The organism is Brevibacillus sp. HB1.3, assembly GCF_013186635.1.
Lineage (GTDB): Bacteria > Bacillota > Bacilli > Brevibacillales > Brevibacillaceae > Brevibacillus > Brevibacillus brevis_D.
In genome coordinates this window covers 460,659-482,171 of the sequence record NZ_JABMIT010000002.1, presented here as the reverse complement: position 1 = coordinate 482,171, position 21,513 = coordinate 460,659, and the positions used below count along the sequence as shown (strand labels likewise).

The following is a 21,513-nucleotide window of genomic DNA, read 5'->3' as shown; positions in this document are numbered from 1 at the left end:
GTAGGAGAGGCGGCGTCTTTTTTCTCACTCAAAAATCACGCGTCTGATCAAAAATAGTAAAAAGCTCGTCCACATCTACTTCTACACCCGCAGTAGCCAAATTCTGTTTTGCCGACTGAAGTAGCTCATCGAGCACAACGAAAATTTCTTCCCGTTCAACCGTTTCAATAAAGAAAGTCCGGCGATCCATTTTGTTGAAAGTCTCTGTGTACTCTTTGACTAATGCACGCAAAGCAGTTTGTATTTCTTCTGCATTCGTCGCGCCTTCGCTGCTTTGCTTTTCGAGCGCGCTGATCGCGGTATTCATTTTTTTATACAGACTGGCAGCCTTGTTGGCGTTGGTTGTTGAGATGTGCTCCCTGCCATCCCAATCGCGAAACGGATTGGTCAAATTATTGGCCAGCCATTCGGGCTTGCGCGGCTTGGTGATGGACAAATCCAGCCCGTTTTTTACTTCTTTTTTATAGGCAGCTTTAATGGTTTTGGCCGCTTCTGCCGGGAGGCTCGTCATCCAGAGACTGGAGAGCTTGGGACATTGATCTGGCGAAGGGAACTCGTCCCCGGAGAAGCCAAACAGATCGTAGGTCGTAAACGTCAGTAGCTCCTTCAAGTGCTTGATACTGCCCAGATTGCTGAGGGTACCAGGCTTGCCCCGCAGACGGATGTCCTGAAGCGAAGGATAGCGTTGGACGAGTGGCTGCAAGTCCAGCTCCACTACATTATGCAGATCGAGTCCTCCTAGCCGGTCGAGACCACGGTGAAGCGGCAGCGAATCTGAGAATGAGGCGGTCAGCCAATGCCCATCCTGCTCGGCATCTATGAACAGGTTGGATGAAATGTCCTTACCTAGTATGAGATCTCTTAGACAATCGTTCAGATGCAGTGACGCCAGCCCGTCCGCGCTTTGGAGAGAGAATCTACTGAGATGGCTTCCTGTCAGATCTAGAGAGGAGCCATTGGCTTTTTCCAGGTGAAGCTCCAGAATAAACGGATTGCTTTTGACAAAGGCAAGCAAGGAATCAGTCAGCTCCTCTGCATAGATTCTTGTCAGGCAAGGGAGCTTTTCCAATTCTGAGATGTCCGTCAGGCTTCGTAGGGTGTCAGCATGAATGACGTTGTTAGATCGGCGCAGGCTCTCACCGCCCAGCGAAATCATCTGGTCATCCTTTGCGGCCTGTTTAAACTGCTGGCGACGTTCCTCGGGAATTTGATTCCACTTGTGTTGACGGTACAGGCTCCCTCCGACATCCCACCTCCCGTAACTCCTCGTCTCTTCTGTCACGAGAGGTGGTACATTCCCTACTTTTATGTAGCCTTTGGGCACCGATGGATCAACATACATGTGATCGAGCTTGTTGTTCCAGAAGAAGTAATCGCAATATAAGGGCTTCATCTGGTACAGCTCTGATTCATCAGGCAATGTATCGCTGCTCCAGTCCAGCCCGAGGATACTGATGAGATTGGATTTACTCGTGCCAGACTCTTTTATCGAAGTGACCTGGCAAGCTGCGTACTTTTGCAGCTTCTCAACAAAAACACAGTAGATGTCTCCGACTGTGGGCGTCATCCCTACCATCCTTTCTATCTTGCACGGCTTGTTATTATCGCCATTTTTACATATTTTTCATAGGTTGTCGTTGTTCTTGCCGTTTTCTATAATGAAAAAATAAACACGGATCGGACATAACGGCGTGTGAGAGGCGGCGAAGAGATGAAGAAAGAAGAGAGCACTCAGAAGTGGATGAGCCGCGTATTGGAAGCCATTGTTGAAACGTCTCGCGATCATTTGTTAATCACGGACCATGAGGGGTACATCCGGCTGGTTGGCGATTCGTCCTATGAAGTGTACGGTATCGGGAAGGAAGAGCTCTTGGGCAAGAACGTCATCGAGCTGGAAAAGAGGAAGGTCTTTTCTCCATCTGTCACGCGAAAAGTCATGGATGCCAAGACACCGCAGACGATCATGCAGGAAATACCCGGCGGTCGAAAGCTGATGGTGACGGCATTTCCCGTCTGGAACGAGGATGGCAGCATGCATTCGGTCATCAGCTATTCCCATGACCTGACTGAAATTATGGAATTGAAACGGCGCTACGAAGGTCTGACAGAGCAGCTCAAGCAGTTTGAAACGGAGATTGAGGAGCTGCGCGAAAAGCATCAGGAGGGCTTCGTGGCAGTGAGTCAGCCGATGCAAGCTATTGAGCGTCTCATCAAAAAGGTGGCGGCTGTCGATTCGACTGTCCTGATCCTCGGGGAATCGGGGGTCGGGAAAAATGTGATCGCAAAAGAGATTCATCGCAATAGCCGTCGTGCAGGTGGACAATTCGTGGAGATCAACTGTGGCTCGATCCCGGAGGGCTTGCTGGAATCCGAGCTGTTTGGCTATGAGGCAGGTTCGTTTACAGGAGCCGCCAAGCAGGGCAAGCAAGGGATTATCGAGATGGCGAACCAAGGGACTCTCCTCTTGGATGAGCTGGGGGAACTGCCGCTGACGTTGCAGGCCAAGCTGTTGAAGGTAATTCAAGAAAAACGGCTGCAACGCGTTGGGAGCACACAGTACCGCGACGTGGATTTTCGATTGATTGCCGCCACCAATCGCGATTTGGAGAAGATGGTGAAGGAAGGAAAGTTTCGGCAGGACCTGTATTTCCGCTTGAATGTTGTCCCGATCCACGTCCCGCCTTTACGAAATCGGCCAGAGGATATTGCAGCTCTCCTCAAGCGCATCGTGCGCTCACTCAATGAACGCTACGGAATGGACAAGCGTCTGGACCCTGCTGTAACACATGCCTTGATGCAGCACGAGTGGCCGGGTAATGTGCGCGAGCTGGAGAACGTCTTGGAGAGAATGGTGGTCACAGCGGACGAAGAGGTGATCACTTCTTCGCATCTACCTGCCGAAATCAGGTTGGCAGGGGAAGAGCAGGCAGCCATGGAGCCGAGTCTGGCTACTTCCAAGATGTCGCTTCGGGAGGCACTGGAGCAGGTAGAGGAAAAATGGCTGCGCTATGCATCCGAGCACTTCCGGACCACGGGAGAAATCGCGGAGTTCCTCGGCATTAGCCAGCCCTCTGTCGTACGGAAGCTGCAAAAGTATCGGATTCGTTCTAGGTGATTCAAAAATGAATAATTTATTCAAAAATGAATTGAGTATTCTGGTGTTTTTGATTCAAAAATGAATAATTTGATATACACGTAGTGTGGGAAGCGTGATTTCATCATGCTCTGGCGTTTGGCATAGGTATTGCTACATATTGTAGTTGAGTTTACAAACAAGCAATCCAACCAATACCATCTCGAACGAGGAGAGGAAACGATATGTCCAAACAACGTCAATTTGTAAACGTAGCTGCAGGTGTGCCAGGTCCTAAGGGAGCGGCCCTGATTGAAAAAAGAAAGCAGTTCGTTCCAAAAGGTGTCGGCAACAACACCCCTGTTTTTGTAGAGTCTGCTTCAGGTGCACTGGTTACGGATGTAGATGGCAATACGTACATCGATTTTGCCGGAGCGATCGGTACACTGAATGCCGGACACTGCCCGCCGGAAGTAGTTGAGGCACTGAAAGCGCAGCTCGACAAATACATTCATCCTTGCTTCCATGTAGGGATGTATGAGCCATATGTGGCCTTGGCTGAGAAGCTGACGCAAATCACCCCAGGCAGCTTTGAAAAGAAGACGATGCTCGCAAACAGCGGAGCAGAAGCAGTAGAGAACGCGGTGAAAATCGCACGCAAATACACAGGACGCCCAGGCATCATTTCTTTTAGCCGCGGCTTCCATGGTCGTACGCTTCTCGGCATGTCACTGACTTCCAAAGTGAAGCCGTACAAATTCCAGATGGGTCCATTCGCTCCCGCTACGTATAAAGCGCAGTTCCCGTATCCACTGAATAAGCCGGAATCCATGACAGATGATGAGTACGCGCAATTCTGCGTGCGTCAGTTCGAGGACTTCCTCTTGACTGAGGTTGCACCGGAAGAAGTGGCTGCCGTGATTATGGAACCGATTCAGGGAGAAGGCGGCTTTATCGTTCCGCCTGTGTCCTTCGTTCAAGGCGTCTATAACATTTGTAAAAAGCATCAAATCCTGTTTATTTCCGATGAGATCCAAACAGGCTTCGGTCGTACTGGCGCCATGTTTGCTTCTACTCATTTCGGTATCGAGCCAGATATCATCACCATGTCCAAATCCATCGCGGCAGGCTTGCCTATCTCTGCGGTTACGGGACGCGCAGAAATCATGGACGCGCCAAACCCGGGTGAGATCGGCGGTACCTATGGAGGAAGCCCGCTTGGCTGCGTAGCGGCGCTGGCAGTCATTGAGAAAATGGAGCGCGAAGACCTGTCTGGCCGTGCACAGGTGATCGGGGACAAGATCAAAGCGCATTTCCACGCGTTGCAAAAAGAGTTCCCTGTAATCGCAGAGGTGCGCGGACTGGGTGCGATGTGCGCCGTAGAATTTATCGATCCTACAACCAAACAACCAGCGAAAGAGCTCGTTGCTGGCTTGACCAAAGGCTGCTACGAATCTGGCGTCATCGTTCTTTCTGCTGGCGTCCACAGCAACGTGCTGCGCTTCCTGTCTCCACTGGTTATAACAGACGAGCAACTGGAAGAGGCGCTGGACATTATGACGGATGTTCTGAAAAGCCAATACGTGACGAACTAAAACGCCCGAGGGGGGTCTCCATACTCATGAAAAAGCATCTCTACATCAACGGACAATGGAAAGAAGCAAAAGAATACGCACCGCTCTACTCCCCTTATTCCGGGGAGCTGCTGGCTGAAATCGCTCAGGCAGATGATCATGACGTCGACGAGGCAATTAAGGCGGCAAAAGCTGCTGCCAAAGTTATGGCGAAAATGCCAGCAAGTCAGCGCGCTTTGATATTGGAGAGGGCCGCTGCGATTATGGAAGCACGTAAGGAGGAATTGGCGGTCATTCTCGCACAGGAAGCCGCCAAGCCACTTCGCACGGGTCGTGTAGAAATCGCTCGGACAATCCAGACCTACAAGTTCGCGGCAGAAGAAGCGAAGCGCATTCACGGAGAGACGGTGCCGCTCGATGCAGCACCGGGTGGTGAAGGACGTCTTGCTTTTACGGTACGCAAGCCGATTGGCGTCGTCGGCGCGATCACGCCTTTTAACTTTCCGTTCAATCTCGTGGCGCACAAGGTCGGGCCTGCCATTGCCGCAGGAAATACCGTCGTGCTGAAGCCAGCGAGTCAGACGCCGCTTAGCTCGCTGATCCTGGCCGATATTTTCGCAGAGGCAGGCTTGCCAGCAGGAGCGCTCAACATTTTGCCTGGAAAAGGCGCAGTCGTAGGCGAAAGGCTGGTCAGTGACAGCCGAATTGCCGCGATTACGTTTACGGGAAGCCCTGCGGTTGGAATTGCCATGAAAAACAAGGCGGGACTTAAGCGCGTGACCTTGGAGCTTGGCTCCAACTCCGCAGTAATCATCGATCACAACGTAGAAATTACGCAAGCGTTGATTGATCGTTGCGTGACGGGTGCCTTTTCCTTTAGTGGTCAAGTGTGCATCTCGTTGCAACGCGTCTATATTCACCAGAGCAAGTACGAGGAATTCCTGGAGAAGTTTAAGACTGGCACAGAAAAGCTCGTGCTAGGTGATCCGCTGGACGAAGCGACAGACATGTCCTCCGTGATCTCCGCCAAGGATCATGAACGCATGGGCGCATGGGTACAGGAAGCAGTAGAAGCAGGCGCACACGTAGTTACTGGCGGGAAGCCAGTCAGTGACAACCTCTTTGCCCCTACGATTCTGACCAATGTGGGTGCGAATGTTGCCGTCTCTTGTCAGGAAGTATTCGGTCCAATTGTAGTCGTTACACCGTTTGAGACGATGGACGAAGCGATTGAAGCGGTAAACGACTCCCGATTCGGCTTGCAGGCAGGCATCTATACGAGTGACATTCACGCGGCTATGCGGGCAGCGGAAGAGCTGGAGGTCGGAGGCGTGATGATCAACGACATTCCGACCTTCCGCGTAGACAACATGCCATATGGCGGTGTGAAAGACAGTGGTTTTGGCCGCGAAGGTATCAAATACGCGGTCGAGGAATTAACGGAACTAAAATTAATCGCGATCAAGCTGTAGCAGCGAATGACGGGCCCGAAGAGGCTCGTCTTTTTTTGAAAATAGCGTCTTGAAGGCGATTTTCCCTATCCCCATAAATTGTCATATATGAAACCGCTTCATAAAGTTGTTAGGTTTAGATGGTTATGTTAGTCTAGCGAGTGGAGGCAGACTATGTTCATTTTTGCGGAAGAGTGTTTAATTACACTTTGCTTGTTGCGCAGATGAAATAGTCGTTTTTTTATGCGTAAAGGGCATTTCTTACATGAAAAGGGGACAATCATGATTAGTCATTGGAAAGGGGCCAGTGGGTTCCGATTATTTCACTGGATCTCCCTGGTAGCGATCGTGGCTTTGTTGGCAGGCTGTTCACCGTTTCAGGGGAATGAAAACGGTGCAGATAAGGGCCCTGCGCCAGCCAAACCTGAAAAAATCGAGCGTTACCAAGGGGAAAAGAGCAAGGCAGTGTCGATGGTCTACACGACGCAAAGACAGCTTGCTCTTACTTTTAATGGGATGGCGGATAAGGGCACGATGAAAAGATTGCTAGATGAGTTGGACAAGTACCACATCAAGGCAGCTTTTTTCATGCCAGGAATGAGAGTAGCCGAGGAGCCTGACATTGCCCGAGAAATTGTCGCAAGAGGTCACGAGATTGAAAACAATACGTTGAACAAATCGGACTTACAAGGCCAACCTTACGAGAAAATGTACCAAGACATCGAGTTGACCAATGAGGTCATTCAAAGAGAAACGGGCCAAACACCGCGGTATGTTAGAACGAAGTCGGGAGAATACAACGACGACCTCCGTTTGGTAGCTGCTCACAATGGACAAGAAGCGGTCGTGTCCTCCAGTCTGTTTCTGCACAATTGGCAAAAAGAGACGGAAGCTGACAAGAGACACTATTTACGAAAATATATGAATCGCGGCGGCATTATTGAGATGGATACAGAAGAGAACAAGTCTGTAATTGAAAACATCCGTCTTCTCGCAGAAGCAGCTACTGATGTCGGATACAGATTCGTCCCATTACATAAGTTGATTGCAGAAGGTCAGGAGCGTAAGCCGCTGCAAGAAATTCCGGGTTTTGATGCAGCCAAAATGAATGCGGCGTATGACGAAGCCAAGCCAAATCTCCTCTATCGAAAAGAAACAGACAAAAAGCTGGTCGCCTTGTCCTTCGATGATTGGGGTACGGATCAAACGGTTACGAAGATTCTCGATATTTTGGACAAAAAAGGAGTAAAGGCTTCGTTTTTCCTTCGCGCAGATGGTGTAGAGCGAAATCCAAACTTGGCGAGAGCGATTGCGGAAGCGGGACACGACGTAGCCAATCACACCTATTCTCATCCGGTGAATACCAAAATTGCGCCAGAAGAATTGCAAAAAGAGATTGTCAAAGCCCATCAGATCATTACCGAAGCAATTCAGCAGAAGCCGACGATGTATTTCAGACCGCCAACCGGGGCGTTCGACGAACAGACACTCAAGGCGATTGCAGCAACGGGCTACAAGGATATTACGATTTATGATGTGACGCCGTCCGATTACGACAAGAAACGAAGTGCAGACGATATCGTCAAAGACATTATGGAGCAGACGCGGAGCGGAAGCGTGATTCTACTACATATGCTCGATGACATTCACACAATAGAGGCGTTGCCAATCGTAATTGACCAGCTAAGAAGCAAAGGATACACACTTGTACCCATGACAGAGATGTTTGGCCAATAAAACCCAAAATAAACCAGGGAGAGGGAGCCAGCTTATGAATTTGTACGAAGGGATTGTGGAGAGGAAGGAAAAAATTGCTGTCGTCGGTCTTGGGTACGTAGGCTTGCCGATAGCGATGGCACTGTCCAAACGTGCTTCTGTGATTGGATTTGATGTAAACAAAGAGAAGGTAGCAGCCTATCAAAAGGGAAGCTTTCATGATGCGGACGTGGATCAGGAGCTGACGAGTGAAGCTGCTATTGAATTCACTTCAGATGAAAATAGATTACAGGAAGCGCGATTTTTTATCGTGGCCGTGCCTACTCCGGTCAAAAGCGGCAATGTTCCAGACCTGAAATATGTAGAAAGCGCGTCCCGCATGGTGGGCAGACAGTTGAAAAAAGGGTCAGTCGTTGTCTTTGAATCAACGGTTTATCCTGGGGCAACCGAAGATGTCTGCTTGCCGATCTTGGAGAAGGAATCGGGCATGCGTTGTGGTATAGACTTCAAGATCGGCTATTCACCAGAACGCATCAATCCGGGAGACAAAGTAAATCGCCTGGAAAACATCGTCAAGATCGTATCGGGGATGGATGAAGAAACACTGGGAATCGTTGCAAACGTCTACGAGCTCGTAATCAAGGCGGGCGTTTATCGAGCGGAAAGCATCAAGGTAGCGGAAGCGGCAAAAGTCATTGAAAATGCTCAGCGGGATGTCAATATTGCGTTTATGAATGAGCTGGCGATGCTGTTCAATCAGATGGATATTCCGACAAAAGCAGTATTGCAAGCGGCAGGGACCAAGTGGAACTTCCTCCCTTTTACACCGGGGTTGGTCGGCGGGCATTGCATTGGTATTGACCCTTACTATTTAACGTACAAAGCAGAAGACAGCGGCTATCGCTCCCGCATCATTTTGGCAGCTAGACACATTAATGATGGCATGGGGAAATATGTCGCCCAACAAATTATTAAGATGGCCGTTCGCGCGAAGCTCGATCTTCAAAATGTTCGGATTGGCATATTAGGTCTGTCCTACAAAGAAGACTGCGCAGATATTAGAAATACAAAGGTGACGGATATTATTGGGGAATTGAAAGAATACGGCATGAATCCGTTAGTCGTAGACCCGATGGTGAATCCGCGGGAGGCGTTCGAGGAATACGGCATCGAGCTGTCAGAGATGAAGGCTCTCCACGACTTGGACATTGTGGTTGTAGCGGTCCCGCATGCTCCCTTTGCCCAGATGGAAGTCGCTGATTTTGCCACGATGTACGGAAAGAATGCAGCAAAAATTATGATCGATATAAAAGAGATTTATTCCAAAGCTGACTTTGTAAACAGTGGATTTCATTACTGGAGCTTATAAAGCAGTGGAGGGGAGAGAGCGGCAGTGATGAAACAGTTGATCGAGAAAATAAAGCGGAGAAAGAAAGAGAAAATCGAAGAAGTACTGACGGTTTCCAAAACAGAGAGGCGCGTGCTATCGAATGTGCCGGACCCGGAGAAAATTCGTGTCCAAGTGGACCGCCGCGGTGCTAAAGATTCGGATGAGTCAGGAAAGCTGGAGGACCCGGAATACCTGAATCGCATTCGGATGCTGAGTCTGCGCTATATGGCGGATTTCCCGGTGACGCTATTGACCAAAAAACAGCGGATCAAGGACGGAATCAAGGCCAGAGCCGTCGACATTTCTTCAACTGGACTATTAGTTGAACTAGATTCGGAGAGGGAAGACATCCAGGTGGGACAAGTGTTTATGATCCATTGCACAATCCCGCCAGGTACAATGCCAGAAGGCTATGAGTCAACGGTGAAGCTGGATGCAGCGGTTGTTCGCTCGTTTATCCAGGAGGAGGATGGGCGTCAGAAGTTCATGCTCGCCTTCGAGTTTTCCAAACCACTGACTGACTATTTTCGCAAAAAACGCTGGGGATACGCCATTTATATTGCAAGTACTTTCCTGTTTTTCGCTGCGGCGTTTATCGTGCTCATGCGCGCGGAGAGTGTGATTTATTTCAAATACAACATGTATTTGTATTTGTACAGCTTGATTGCCGCTGCCTTTTTGCTGACACGGTATTTATTCGGTGCTCTTTATCGGGGGGTTCCCGTCAATCCGGACTATACACCGGGCGTGAGCATCATTATTCCGTGCTTCAACGAAGAGCAGTGGATTCACCGGACGATTTTGAGTTGTGTGAATCAGAACTACCCGATTGATAAGCTGGAGGTCATCGTGGTAGACGACCGCTCGACAGACCGATCAGCAGAAAAGATTCAAGAGGTCATCGATATGATTCATAACGAGGCCGAGCGCTATATGACCCGCGAGCGCGTGAAGATGCATATTCTCTCTGAAAACGGCGGGAAACGGGTCGCTTTGGTCAAAGGTGTGGAAATGGCCAAGCACGATTTGGTTGTCTTTGTTGATTCAGACAGCTTTTTGGAACCGACTGCGATTCGCAACCTCGTACAGCCTTTCCAAGACCCGAAAATGGGTGGTGTTGCAGGGCGTACAGATGTGGAGAACAAGTTCACCAACGCGATCACCAAGCTGCAAACTGTTCGTTACTACATTGCCTTTCGCATCATGAAAGCGGCTGAGTCGTGGTTTGACAGTGTTACTTGCTTGTCTGGGCCGTTGTCTTGTTATCGCAAGGAATTGATTTTGCAGCATTCCGAAGCATGGCTGAATCAGAAGTTTCTTGGGCAGCCTGCCACTTTTGGCGATGACCGAAGCATGACCAACTTTATTTTGCGAACACATCGGACAGGCTATCAGGATTCCGCGATTTGCTCGACGATTGTGCCATCTGACATGAATGTATTTTTGAAGCAGCAGATGCGCTGGAAGCGTTCGTGGTTGAGGGAATCTTTGCGTGCCAGCGGCTTTATTTGGCGCAAGGAGCCTTTTATGGCAATCTTCTTTTACATTGGTCTGATTGTTCCTATTGCTGCTCCCGTCATCGTTCTGTACAACCTCATATACGTACCGCTCGTTCATCACGTTTTCCCGGGCACGTTTTTAATGGGCTTGCTGCTGATGGCGCTTTTAATGAGCTTGGCCCATCTGTTTTTCCGCAGAAGCAAGCTATGGGTTTTCGGGATTGTCTTTTGTGTGTTTTATGAGCTGGTGCTGTTGTGGCAGATGCCTGTGGCTTGGGTGACATTCTGGAAATCTACGTGGGGTACGCGAGAAACGCCGCAGGACGTCGAAGCGAGATTGAAAAAAGAAGCCCGAAAGAAGAACAAAAAAGGCTTTGGGTTGCCATTTTAAGAGGGAAAGACAAAGGGAGTGAGGGTGTCAGGAGTTATGGGGAAAACGACGAGCGATGTCTTGGACTATCGGAAAAAAGATCGCAATAAATTCATCAAAACGCTGAGCCAGGTCGCTATCTTAGTCGTCCTGGGTGCCATGTTATATAATGCCGTATTTGATTGGAAGAAGTATGAGGAGCCGAATAAAGCGAGCTGGACGAATGACAAAGGCTTTATCGCTATCTCCTATTTTGGTGTAGGTCGTACGGGTACACCGAAATTAGTAGCCAAGGAGCAATTAGACGAGCAGCTGCAGGCGTTGTATGACCAGGGCTATCAAACGATCTCGCAACAAGATATTTTGGACTTTTACAAGAAAAAGAAGCCACTTCCTGATAAGGCACTGTTCTTAGCCTTTGAAGATGGCCGCAACGATTCGAGCTTGTTTGCCCAACCGCTTTTGGAGAAGTACAACTTCAAAGCAACGGCATTGTCTTACGGCAACAAGATGGGAAACAGCGAGAACAAATTCCTACAGCCAGAAGATATGAAAAAAATGATGGAAAATGGCTTCTGGGAGCTCGGTTCCAACGGCTATCGGTTGACGTACATCAATGTGTTTGATGATCAGGGTAATTTCATCGGGGTGAAGGATGAGAGTGAGTTATCGAATAAAACAAAGGTAGGCTATTATAATCACTACTTGATGGACTTTATCCGTGACAGCAATATGATCCCGATAGAAGACAGAAGCAAGATGGAAGCGAGAATCAACGAAGACTACAAGCTGATGAATGATACGTATATGAATCAATTGGGCTTTGTCCCGGGTGCCTATATGATCATGCATGCGAACACCCTATATGGCGGGATGAATCGCTTGGTAGCGGATGCGAACGACGCGAATATCAAAAAGTATTTTACGATGCACTTTAACCGGGAAGGAACCGCCTACAACGACAGCGAGGGCGATCTGTACAACCTGACCCGCGTGCAGCCAGAGCCATACTGGTACACCAACCATTTGTTGATGCGCATCCAAAAAGACACCGGCGAGAAGATTCGCTTCGTTCGCGGCGATGAAGAGCAAGCCAAAGAGTGGGACCGTCTCGGAGGCACCGCGCAATTTATGGAGGATCAGATCGTCTTGACCTCTCCAGCTGCTGGCTCTGGCATGTTATATTTAAAAAACAGCGACAGCCAGAAGGATATCAAGCTTTCTGCCAAGCTGGAAGGTAATGTAATCGGCAAACAGTCCATATATTTGCGCTATGATCGGGAAAAAGGCAGCTTTGTACGGGTCGTCCTGCATGATAATGAGTTGCGCGTCGAGCAGAAGAAGGAAAAAGGCGAAGTACAGGAGCTTTTCAAGACGGAATTGAGCCAAGTGATTTGGAATCCCGAGGATTTGACCTTCGACCGTGCCTCTGTTTATACGAGAGAGCAAGGCGAGTCTGGTGCTCCCAAGCTGGAAAAATACCCGATCAACATTAAAAATACGCGTCCATTCGAAATGACTGTGCAAGGCGATCGTCTCAGTGTTTCCGTGGACAAGACCATACTCTTGGACAAGCAACAGATCGACCCAAGCATTAGCAGCGGTGGTGTTGCATTGGAAGCGGCCTATAGTGATGTGAACAAAAAGGACGACATTTATGACGGGGTATTTGCGGACGTACAGATTGCGTCCCTAGAGCAACCAAATGGTGAGCAACAGATGCTGTTCAGTAATGTGCAGACAGGGCTTGCAGGAGTCGTTAGTTCAACCAAGAAAGCTATTTCTGCCGCAGTGGACTGGGTCATCGACACCTTTTAAATCCGAAACAAGGGGGATCTGTGTAAGGTGTCAAACATCAAGAAACGATCGATCATTTTGACTGCTCTTCTGATAGTAGTGTGTGTCATCCTCGTATGGTACATGATGAAATGGAATGATACCGCAAGCTTAGAGAGCGTAGATGCGGCTAACAACACGACCGAATTGTCTGCCTGGGTGGTAGACTGGCAGTGGGAATCCGGTTTGGAGGATTTCCGCAGGATAACCGATGGCTTGTCCAGTGTGCAGGTCTTCGCGGCGTATTTTGATGAAAATGACAAACTGCACTTTACTGATCGCATGACCAAGGCGATGCCTGAGATCAAGGAAGCATCGAAGCAGGGTAGCTATGTCGATCTCGATTTGACCATTGTGAATGATCGTCTGAACAGTAATGGTACACAGGTTCAAAAGGACCCGTCGATTGTCAGCCGGCTCATGGCGACAGATGCAAGCCGTACCAAGCACATTATGGAGATCAAGAATGCCGTGATCCAGAATGGCTTTCATGGTTTAGAAATTGATTATGAGAGAATTAACGAGAAAGACTGGGACAACTTCCTTACTTTTATCCATACCCTGTATCAACATATGGAGAAGGAAGGAAAGTCGCTTCGCATCGTATTGGAGCCGCGCGCGCCGATTGAAGAGTTGGCATTGCCAAAGGGTCCTACTTACGTCATGATGGCTTATAATTTGTACGGTACGAATACAGAGCCAGGTCCCAAAGCTGATCATGCATTTATTGAGGAGCTTGCCCATCGCATGCAAAAAGTGCCGGGTGACAAGGTTATGGCCCTATCTGTAGGCGGATTTGACTGGGCTAGTGATGGCAAAGTGACGGCAGTGACGGAAAAGCAGGCAGCAGACTTTGCTGTGTCGAGTATCGAGCCACCCAAGCGGGATAAAGCGAGCGGCAGTCTGTACTTTGACTATCTCGGTGAAGATGGCAAAAAGCACACAGTCTGGTATGCGGATGAAGAAACACTGTCTCAATGGATTGCGGTTGCAAAGAAAGCGGGTATTGAGAAAATTGCGCTTTGGCGACTTGGTGACATGGGGGATGGGACGTTGCAATATGTGAATCGGTAGGGGGTGTAGTGGAAGGAAGAAGCGAATTTCCAGTCTACGCTTCGGCCTACGCCCCGCAAGGGGGGGGATTGACTGTCCGCTTCGGAATAAATGGCGGGAGCGCTTCAAACGTAGAAGTTTCGAGGATGTCATTCATAAGTGAAGCTTAAATTCCCCGCCATTTATTCCGAAGCTAGGCTGGGCTCCAGAGGCGCTTGACTGGAAATTCGCTTCTTCCTACGCGGCCTTATTCACATCTTGGAAAAATAAAATGACATACGAAAAGCAAGATGGCTATCACTGTGGGGACAATCTATCCGGAATTTACTAGAATGTTTTTCGATCAGGATGTAACTTTGTAGCAGAGATGAACGTTATAATGCTAGAAGCGGTAGTCTGCTCTTTTACAGGGCGGCTGCTGCCTATTGATTTTGGACATCATTCATAGGAGCGTGGAGTTTTTGGGTCTCTGGGAAGCTTTTGTTGCGATTGTGCTGGGGCTAGTAGAAGGTTTGACTGAGTTTGCCCCTGTTTCCTCTACGGGTCACATGATCATCGTGGATGACTTTTTGTTCCACACGAAAGATTTGTTTTCACCTGAAGTGGCTAACACCTTCAAAATTGTCATTCAGCTCGGCTCGATTTTGGCTGTCGTGGTTTTGATGTGGGATCGGTTCATGAGCTTGCTCGGCCTCAACAGACTGGCGGGTAAGCGTGAGGTTCAGGCAGGACCTCGACTGAATTTGGTTACGGTCATTGTCGGTTTGATTCCTGCGGGGATTCTCGGCGTTCTGTTTGACGACTACATCGATGAGTATTTGTTCTCGACGAAGACCGTGGTAATCGGACTCGTGCTGGGTGCTTTGCTTATGTTGGCTGCGGATTGGTTCCGACCAAGACGTCCCAAGATCGAGTCGGTTGATCAGATTACGTACAAGCAGGCATTTCTGGTCGGACTTATTCAATGCTTCTCCCTGTGGCCTGGCTTTTCCCGTTCGGGTTCCACGATCTCGGGGGGCGTACTGTTGGGCATGAGCCATCGGGCGGCGGCAGACTTTACGTTTATTATGGCGGTGCCGATTATGGCGGGCGCGAGCTTTTTGTCACTGTTGAAGCGTTGGGATGCGATTACAATGGACAGCATTCCGTTTTTCGTCATCGGTTTTATTAGCGCGTTTGTGTTTGCGCTCCTGTCAATCCGATTCTTCTTGAAGCTGATTAATCGCATCAAGCTGACACCTTTTGCGATTTACCGTCTGGTGCTGGCAGCAGTTATTTACTTTGTGTTTATGTAAGATCCATAAAAGTAGGGTCAAAAAAGCTGGTTACGCTTTTAGCGTTAACCGGCTTTTTTTGATTCTTCTAGCTCCAATTTAAAAGATCTAATCCACCGAAACCAACCCTTGCATGGATATTTGTACCCGGAAGAGTAGTAATTTTCTTCCCTTTGAAGGGTCCGCCAGATTCTGCAACAGGGGTAATGTGAGGAGGGAACAATAAATCAACCCCACCAAATCCGCATTGGATATTGATTTGCTCGGTTCCTCGTAGTTCTGTCCAACCCAAAGTGGCACTCCCAATAGAAAGGTGAATCGAAGCATTTCCTGATAGCTCATTGAGGGAGACGTCACCGCCACGCATTTGAATGTTAATGTTTTTGGAATGAGTGATTCCGGCAACTTCTCCGAATTGACCTTGTATCGATATATCTCCTTCTCCACCATTCAAAATCATAACGCCCCCGGTAAATGAGGCACTGACCTTTGTATGTATGGGAACATGAACCTCTGAAAGAATTTTTTGCTTCTGTCTATGGCGAAAGTATGTCCCGATATTACGTCCTTCCATAACAAGAGTACGATTAACTCGTTCGATACGCGCCGGAAGAAGGTGCTCTTCACCTGCCGAAACCACTGTAGCATCGGATTTTGCGTCAAAACAAATGATCAGGTTTCCGAGGACATTCACGTCGATGTATAGCTCCTCGAGTCCAATTGCGTCTATCTGTTTGACTATTGCGGGATTTTTTATAGCTCCGATCGGGAAATGAGTTAACGTTTTAGGGGGGAGTAAAGGCATCATGTCACTCCTTCATCTCTGCTCTCTACGGTAATTTATTCCTCCCTATTTTACTAAAGTCAAAAAACGAAAATAACCAACCTGAGACTGATTTCATTGATCTTAAGCCTTATGTCCTAAAAGGCTCCCAATTGGGAGCCTTATTTTAATCATTCGCCTTTATCTCGCTCGGTTTTTCAATAACAATACCGTTTAATTTAAGCGTGACAGGATTCGCAATCGTATCTCCAACCGGGCATGTCTGTTCTAAAAATTCCACAAAAGACTCGACTTGCTCTCTAGGAGCATCGGTTTTGATATGAAAGGTGTATCGGATTTCAGAATACCCGCGTCGGACATCAGACTTGTTCATGAAGCCATCCGTATCGAGATCTCCTTCGACTTCCACCCAAAAATCGTCGAGTTGAACATGAAACTTCTTAGCATATGCTCTGGCAACGATAGATTGGCATGCGCCCAATGCGGAGAGTACCAGTTCAACCGGGTTCATGCCGGTATCCGTACCTCCCAAGCTTTTTGGTTCATCGATGGTTACTTCGAAATTTCTGGAACTGGCCTTCACAACCATTCCCTTCTGTAGATGTGCAGTTGCTTTGAATGTTTCAACAGGCATGATACACACTCCCTTCTGGATAATCAACACAAGTAAACACTACCATAGTTTCCCAAGTGGCATTGTAAAAATTTTTACATTTATTAGGTGGATAAGCGCCACTTTCAACAACAAATTTGATTTCAAAAATCTTTCCAAAAGGGTGAGCAAACCCTTATTTTTTTTACCTAGATAGTGAAGGCGAAATGATGACCGGTCAAAATTACGCCGAATCTAAAATAGGAGTGTTGTGAATATGTCTAAAGGAATGCGTGGAATTCATCTTTATACAGGAAAAGGTTATGGAACGGTAACAACAGAGATGCTAAATGAATTCGATGGTACCAACATTCATGATTTCGTAGTGCACCTAGGAAACATGGATAGAGTGTTTTTTGACTATCGAAAGGGCAAGTCAGACCGTAATGCTGTAATTGATCAAATGATTGATGATCTTGCTGATTTTTTACCTGAATACAAAGCATCAGAAGTAGACCATAAAGACTTGTATATTTCGTTGCCAGCACTAAGTAATGATATTACTACAATTAAAAATATCGATGATTTCTATTCCGACTATCGATCCTTTATGCGAAAAGTAGAAGACACATGTATCGAAATTTTAGGTGAAAAGGAATGGAAGTTCCGTATCGAAGGATTTTACTTCCGAACAGAAACGATTTTCCCAATCGATCAGAAAATCAGCAGTACAAACCCGACCTCGAACAAAATGGTTAAATTGTTGAATGATATTGCTTACAGAGTACGTAATACACATAAAAAATCGTTTATGTGGGCGCCATACTATGGCTTTGGAACGTACGCAGAGAATATCACTCATAATCTAGGGGTAATTGCAAACAGAACAGACATTTTTGATATCATTTGCATCCAACCACAATACTATTTTCAAGGCGATCCTTACCAAGAGAACGTGGATAAAGTTTTTGATAGTGCCAATCGTCAAAATGTCTATGATTTAGATGGAGACGTTATTGGAGGTGGAAGAAAGACTTCGGCCACAGCATTAATTGGGGTAACCATGGAAGGTGATGATAATTATCGAAATAGCCGATCTGACAGGTTCGATTACTATGTTGATACTTTCTCTGGAATTGTCAAAGAAGCGCCAATGGTTTTCTACGCTGGATCGACGCATAACCTTCTAAATAGTAACTCTCTTTTTGATGCAATCAACAATTTCTACGATGTGTAATCTCATAGATGAAAATGCAAAAAACGAAGTGATAATCACTTCGTTTTTTGCAGATCGATCTCTAAATTTTTCTCCTTTACTGTAAAGATCTCACCATTCGGATCGGTTACCTGATCATAAAAGTAGACATAAGTAGTCAATAAATCGTTCTGGTTATCAAATTTATCTTCTTTTATGGGCAACCCCGTTGATGAACTTACGTACGCGATGTGATAAATACCACTTTTCGGCTCAATAATGGTTTTCATCTTTTTGACTTGCTGCCCATTCAAGGTCTCAATACCCAAATATGTCCAAATATCCTTGTCTTGATATCGGTCAATAGTTTCTTTATACAGCGACTTTTTGTTAGGGTATTGATGTACTTTGGATTTTAAAGTGATTTTTCCTGGTTCTTTTACGAAATTGTCGTCTCTTAGAAAACCATTTTGTGGATTAAACCATTTTTCAGTAATTGCAGTTGAGGAAATACCTTTATGTTCAGTTCTTATGGATTTTACATGTTCAATCAAAGGCTGGGACTGAACGTTTTGATTTGGTATAGGAGTATTCGCAGAAACTGACGGAGCAATAATTCCTGAAAATCCAATTGAAATGGCCAAGGCCAATGATGTGAGAAGCGAAGTTTTTACCACGGCTGTTACCTCCCCTAAGTTAATTTACCGCTATACTTGTTAGACGTCCCGGCTGGGAAAAAGTTCCGTTTATCATGGAGTTATAAAGAATTCTGCTTGAAAATGAACCTAAATACTCATAGAACTATGTTGCAAGAATGTATAAAAATATTGAATTTTAGGGAGAAATTTGTCAGTTTTTGTGGTAAAATAGAACATACGATCCCTTGTTTTCTTGTTTGTATCAAAAATCTGTGAGCAAATACCCATTTATTTTACCTAGTAGGTAGGGGGGATTATATGACAGAACAATCACTTGAGGAGAAGATAAGGCAGCAGTTGAAACGATCAGCTTGGAAGTTGCAATACGAGGCAAAGAAAAAATATCGTAGGGAAATTCAGTTTACCAACGAAAAGTGGGACATCGGTCATACAGAAGAAGTTGATTCCCAGATGTTTGTTGAGGAATTGCTTAACAGTCTACCTGAACGAGAACGTTTCATCATTCAACAGGTGGTCATTGAAGGAAGATCTGAAAGAGAAGTCGCAAAGAGATTAGAACTTTCTCCCTCTCGACTACACGCATGTAAAGTACAGGCCCTACAACGTTTACGAAATAAATTCGCATTAGCTTAAAAGGGGGAGTAGTGTGGTAATAACTGAGACATTATCCGAAAAAGACTTTTGTAAATTAGTTGATGATGCTAAAAAAGGAAATCGGCTTGCAATTGAAGCCTTAATTCATCACTACGAACCCGATATGAAAAAAATGACTTGGTTTATTCGTACGCCACATGAAGATAGTATGCAATCTCTAAAGCTAATGTTGATGGAGCTGATCCAATCAACGGCCACTCCTACATAAAAGGAGGCTATTGAATGAATGAAACAGTTACAGTCATCATTGCAATACTTATCGCAATTTTGACTTTGTTGGTAATCCATAAGCATGTTGAGTTGAAAGTACAAATTCGCGATTTGATTAATGTAACATTACGTGCCACTAAGAATGACGAAAAAGAAGAATCACCGTAAGGCGGTTATTCCTTCTCTCTATAAATTGTAGAAGGGAAAGGGTCTTTTCCTTCTACTTCTATCTTATTGTGAATAGGAGGATGCTTCTTGGCTACGATGTTATTCCTTACATCGAGTGCTGCTTTGGTCCAGATACTCATAAGTCAACAAAAATTGTCTAAAGAGCTAAAAGCAATTAAGAAGTAGGTGGAGGAACTGAATTGGAGGCATTTCCGATTTACCTTCAGTCTGTCAGGTGGGCAACTTTTTGGCTAGCGATCATAGTAAAAACAAAAATCCCCTTCCATTTGGTTGTGAAGGGGATTACTCATTACTTTAAGAGATAAACCGCACGCGTAGTCATAAAGCCTTTGACATCTTCACCTTTATCCAGCTTTTGCTCGACGAAAGGAATGCCAGCTTCTTGCAGACGGACTTTCACCGCATTGAAATGGTGGAAGTCTACGACCAGCGTTTTGTTGCTTGCTTTGATCTCTTCAAGCTGCTTTTTCACCAATGCATTGGCGCCAGACTGTCCAATGATATGAGAAGCATTTACCATCACCATATTGGCGAGTAAAATGACGACCAGAACCTTGCCCGCATTGCGGAAAAAGCCCTTCTGAACATCCAAGACTGCCAGCGCAATCAAGAGTGGAATCAACCAAAGCTGCGGAACATAGCGCGCCCACCAGCTTTCCGGATTAATCAGCACGGTTACGAAGAGCGCCAGACTGATCCATAAGAAAGGTGCCGCTTTTTTTCGATGAGTCCCCAAAAGCAAGGCGGCGAGAAGCAGCAATGTAACAATCACAGCTCCTCCAAAAAGCGGCCCGAATCCGGCTACACGCACGTCAGGAGAGTAGAACACGGCGAGCTCTTTCCATGTGACCGTAAAAGGCACCTTCCATGTAGGGCTATGGGGTGTTGCAATATTCTCCGATTTGGAAAATAAGGAGATAGCCAGATTTTCTATGCGGGAATTGTCTTTGAAGCCATGCGGGCTGTTCGAGGTCATGATATCAACGGCACCTTTGCCCGCCAACGGATAAAACGGATGTCCCTTCGTTAGCGTGTTGGTGACATACGGATTGAACCCGACAACCCCTACAGTGATAACCAGACTAATCGAAAGCCACACGAGCATGCTTTTGATGTGCTGACGGCGATCATAGAAAAAGAAGAGCACGAGAATAGCCAAGCCGAGCAATCCGGCATATCCTAATGCCGTGAATTTGATCTGCGCCAGCAGCATGAGCGCTGCGCATAGTGCCAGTAGCGTCCAGGCATGGTAGCGCTTATACAGCAGATACCCGAGAGCACAGAGGATCAGCACGAGTGAACCAAGCTGTCCGTCAATATAAAAGGAAGTCGATTGCGTAATCACCGTGGGATTGAACGCTGCGAGAAGCGCGAAGGCAATTGCCGCCCCTTTTCTCTTCGGGAAAGCGGTTCGGATGGCAGCGAGTGTCAGGAAAAAGGACGATGCAATCAACAACAGGTTGAATATTTTGCTAACCTCAATCTGACCAGTAAGTTTATACATGACCGCATCGAGCATCCATGGACCTTTGGCGTAATGATTGATCCACAGGTGAAAGGCTGAGAGAACCTCCCGATTATCCATCTCATCCACTTCTTTTGAACCAGGAGGCTTGAGGATGGGCTGGTCATGAACCGGATTCCAGCCGTTGGTTAGTTTCACGATTGCTTCTTGATGATACGTTTGTCCGTCAAAAGAGAGATCAAACGTATTGGCGCTGATGAAGTAGCTGATGCCTGAAACAATCGCCAGTCCAGCCAACACGGAGAAAAACCAGGCCCGACGACGTGAACTTACGAAGGCCGACACCATCGCACCCATCGCAGCCAAAGCCGCAAAGAGGCCAATCCAAAAGCTGGCGGCCGTCACGGATACGCCGAACAAAAATAAAACCGATGTGCTAAGCACAATCGTAGCCATAAACAATAGCAAAGCCGTCCCGAGCAGGAACGAGTACGTAGCTGTACGGTTATTCATCAACATAATCTCCTGT

The 21,513-nt window shown here is 47.0% G+C and carries 18 protein-coding genes; 13 read left to right on the top strand and 5 right to left on the bottom strand.

Annotated features, from left to right (window positions below):
* Positions 1–28: 28 nt before the first annotated feature.
* A complete protein-coding gene (locus tag HPY31_RS06825) occupies positions 29–1,567 on the bottom strand; it encodes a hypothetical protein (protein WP_172139546.1) in 1,539 nt (512 codons plus the stop codon).
* Positions 1,568–1,711: 144 nt separating this feature from the next.
* Between HPY31_RS06825 and HPY31_RS06820 the strand changes: the two genes are divergently transcribed.
* The 9 genes from HPY31_RS06820 to HPY31_RS06780 all read left to right on the top strand — a co-directional run bounded on the left by HPY31_RS06820 (position 1,712) and on the right by HPY31_RS06780 (position 15,257).
* Positions 1,712–3,115: a sigma-54 interaction domain-containing protein gene (locus tag HPY31_RS06820; protein WP_172139545.1), complete on the top strand. Its 1,404-nt coding sequence runs from the start codon at positions 1,712–1,714 to the stop codon at positions 3,113–3,115.
* Between the two features lie 203 nt (positions 3,116–3,318).
* The gene (gabT, locus tag HPY31_RS06815) at positions 3,319–4,668 is read left to right on the top strand and encodes a 4-aminobutyrate--2-oxoglutarate transaminase (RefSeq protein ID WP_015893916.1); all 1,350 of its coding nucleotides are present in this window, start codon (positions 3,319–3,321) and stop codon (positions 4,666–4,668) included.
* 26 nt (positions 4,669–4,694) lie between these two features.
* Complete coding sequence (locus tag HPY31_RS06810; RefSeq protein WP_172139544.1) at positions 4,695–6,119, top strand: aldehyde dehydrogenase family protein; 1,425 nt, start codon at positions 4,695–4,697, stop codon at positions 6,117–6,119.
* A gap of 261 nt (positions 6,120–6,380) precedes the next feature.
* On the top strand, positions 6,381–7,835 hold the full coding sequence (locus HPY31_RS06805; RefSeq protein ID WP_172139543.1) for a polysaccharide deacetylase family protein: 1,455 nt from the start codon (positions 6,381–6,383) through the stop codon (positions 7,833–7,835).
* A 34-nt stretch (positions 7,836–7,869) separates the two neighbouring features.
* Positions 7,870–9,183, top strand: coding sequence for a nucleotide sugar dehydrogenase (locus HPY31_RS06800; RefSeq protein ID WP_172139541.1), 1,314 nt, complete (start codon positions 7,870–7,872; stop codon positions 9,181–9,183).
* A gap of 27 nt (positions 9,184–9,210) precedes the next feature.
* A complete protein-coding gene (locus HPY31_RS06795) occupies positions 9,211–11,094 on the top strand; it encodes a glycosyltransferase family 2 protein (RefSeq protein ID WP_172139882.1) in 1,884 nt (627 codons plus the stop codon).
* Between the two features lie 36 nt (positions 11,095–11,130).
* Positions 11,131–12,891, top strand: a complete 1,761-nt coding sequence (locus HPY31_RS06790) for a polysaccharide deacetylase family protein (protein WP_172139536.1) — start codon at positions 11,131–11,133, stop codon at positions 12,889–12,891.
* A 27-nt stretch (positions 12,892–12,918) separates the two neighbouring features.
* A complete protein-coding gene (locus HPY31_RS06785; protein ID WP_172139535.1) occupies positions 12,919–13,983 on the top strand; it encodes a glycosyl hydrolase family 18 protein in 1,065 nt (354 codons plus the stop codon).
* Between the two features lie 440 nt (positions 13,984–14,423).
* The gene (locus HPY31_RS06780; protein ID WP_172139534.1) at positions 14,424–15,257 is read left to right on the top strand and encodes an undecaprenyl-diphosphate phosphatase; all 834 of its coding nucleotides are present in this window, start codon (positions 14,424–14,426) and stop codon (positions 15,255–15,257) included.
* A gap of 67 nt (positions 15,258–15,324) precedes the next feature.
* Here HPY31_RS06780 and HPY31_RS06775 read toward each other — a convergent pair whose 3' ends face one another.
* Together HPY31_RS06775 and HPY31_RS06770 are read right to left on the bottom strand one after the other, a co-directional pair.
* A complete protein-coding gene (locus tag HPY31_RS06775) occupies positions 15,325–16,044 on the bottom strand; it encodes a DUF4097 domain-containing protein (RefSeq protein WP_253901701.1) in 720 nt (239 codons plus the stop codon).
* 142 nt (positions 16,045–16,186) lie between these two features.
* Positions 16,187–16,654, bottom strand: a complete 468-nt coding sequence (locus tag HPY31_RS06770) for an OsmC family protein (protein ID WP_087348463.1) — start codon at positions 16,652–16,654, stop codon at positions 16,187–16,189.
* A 235-nt stretch (positions 16,655–16,889) separates the two neighbouring features.
* Between HPY31_RS06770 and HPY31_RS06765 the strand changes: the two genes are divergently transcribed.
* Complete coding sequence (locus HPY31_RS06765; protein ID WP_172139533.1) at positions 16,890–17,849, top strand: DUF4855 domain-containing protein; 960 nt, start codon at positions 16,890–16,892, stop codon at positions 17,847–17,849.
* A gap of 35 nt (positions 17,850–17,884) precedes the next feature.
* On the opposite strand, the gene HPY31_RS06760 is transcribed toward HPY31_RS06765, so the two are convergent.
* Complete coding sequence (locus tag HPY31_RS06760) at positions 17,885–18,484, bottom strand: hypothetical protein (protein ID WP_172139532.1); 600 nt, start codon at positions 18,482–18,484, stop codon at positions 17,885–17,887.
* Positions 18,485–18,763: 279 nt separating this feature from the next.
* On the opposite strand from HPY31_RS06760, the gene HPY31_RS06755 reads away from it, so the two are divergent.
* Genes HPY31_RS06755 through HPY31_RS06745 form a run of 3 tightly spaced genes read left to right on the top strand, consistent with a single transcriptional unit; the run spans position 18,764 to position 19,498 of the window.
* A complete protein-coding gene (locus tag HPY31_RS06755) occupies positions 18,764–19,099 on the top strand; it encodes a sigma factor-like helix-turn-helix DNA-binding protein (RefSeq protein WP_172139531.1) in 336 nt (111 codons plus the stop codon).
* A 13-nt stretch (positions 19,100–19,112) separates the two neighbouring features.
* Entirely contained in the window at positions 19,113–19,328 is a 216-nt protein-coding gene (locus HPY31_RS28775) for a helix-turn-helix domain-containing protein (RefSeq protein WP_172139530.1), read from the top strand.
* Between the two features lie 14 nt (positions 19,329–19,342).
* A complete protein-coding gene (locus HPY31_RS06745) occupies positions 19,343–19,498 on the top strand; it encodes a hypothetical protein (RefSeq protein WP_157966762.1) in 156 nt (51 codons plus the stop codon).
* 310 nt (positions 19,499–19,808) lie between these two features.
* Here HPY31_RS06745 and HPY31_RS06740 read toward each other — a convergent pair whose 3' ends face one another.
* Entirely contained in the window at positions 19,809–21,497 is a 1,689-nt protein-coding gene (locus HPY31_RS06740) for a spermidine synthase family protein (protein WP_172139529.1), read from the bottom strand.
* Positions 21,498–21,513 lie beyond the last annotated feature (16 nt).

Bases quoted from the DNA above. Each gene is read 5' to 3' on its own strand.
- HPY31_RS06770 (WP_087348463.1), bottom strand. From the start codon at position 16,654: ATGCCTGTTGAAACATTCAAAGCAACTGCACATCTACAGAAGGGAATG.
- HPY31_RS06790 (WP_172139536.1), top strand. From the start codon at position 11,131: ATGGGGAAAACGACGAGCGATGTCTTGGACTATCGGAAAAAAGATCGC.
- HPY31_RS06810 (WP_172139544.1), top strand. From the start codon at position 4,695: ATGAAAAAGCATCTCTACATCAACGGACAATGGAAAGAAGCAAAAGAA.
- HPY31_RS06825 (WP_172139546.1), bottom strand. From the start codon at position 1,567: ATGACGCCCACAGTCGGAGACATCTACTGTGTTTTTGTTGAGAAGCTG.
- HPY31_RS06745 (WP_157966762.1), top strand. From the start codon at position 19,343: ATGAATGAAACAGTTACAGTCATCATTGCAATACTTATCGCAATTTTG.
- gabT (WP_015893916.1), top strand. From the start codon at position 3,319: ATGTCCAAACAACGTCAATTTGTAAACGTAGCTGCAGGTGTGCCAGGT.
- HPY31_RS06795 (WP_172139882.1), top strand. From the start codon at position 9,211: ATGAAACAGTTGATCGAGAAAATAAAGCGGAGAAAGAAAGAGAAAATC.
- HPY31_RS06820 (WP_172139545.1), top strand. From the start codon at position 1,712: ATGAAGAAAGAAGAGAGCACTCAGAAGTGGATGAGCCGCGTATTGGAA.
- HPY31_RS06775 (WP_253901701.1), bottom strand. From the start codon at position 16,044: ATGATGCCTTTACTCCCCCCTAAAACGTTAACTCATTTCCCGATCGGA.
- HPY31_RS06755 (WP_172139531.1), top strand. From the start codon at position 18,764: ATGACAGAACAATCACTTGAGGAGAAGATAAGGCAGCAGTTGAAACGA.
- HPY31_RS06765 (WP_172139533.1), top strand. From the start codon at position 16,890: ATGTCTAAAGGAATGCGTGGAATTCATCTTTATACAGGAAAAGGTTAT.
- HPY31_RS06740 (WP_172139529.1), bottom strand. From the start codon at position 21,497: ATGAATAACCGTACAGCTACGTACTCGTTCCTGCTCGGGACGGCTTTG.
- HPY31_RS06805 (WP_172139543.1), top strand. From the start codon at position 6,381: ATGATTAGTCATTGGAAAGGGGCCAGTGGGTTCCGATTATTTCACTGG.
- HPY31_RS06800 (WP_172139541.1), top strand. From the start codon at position 7,870: ATGAATTTGTACGAAGGGATTGTGGAGAGGAAGGAAAAAATTGCTGTC.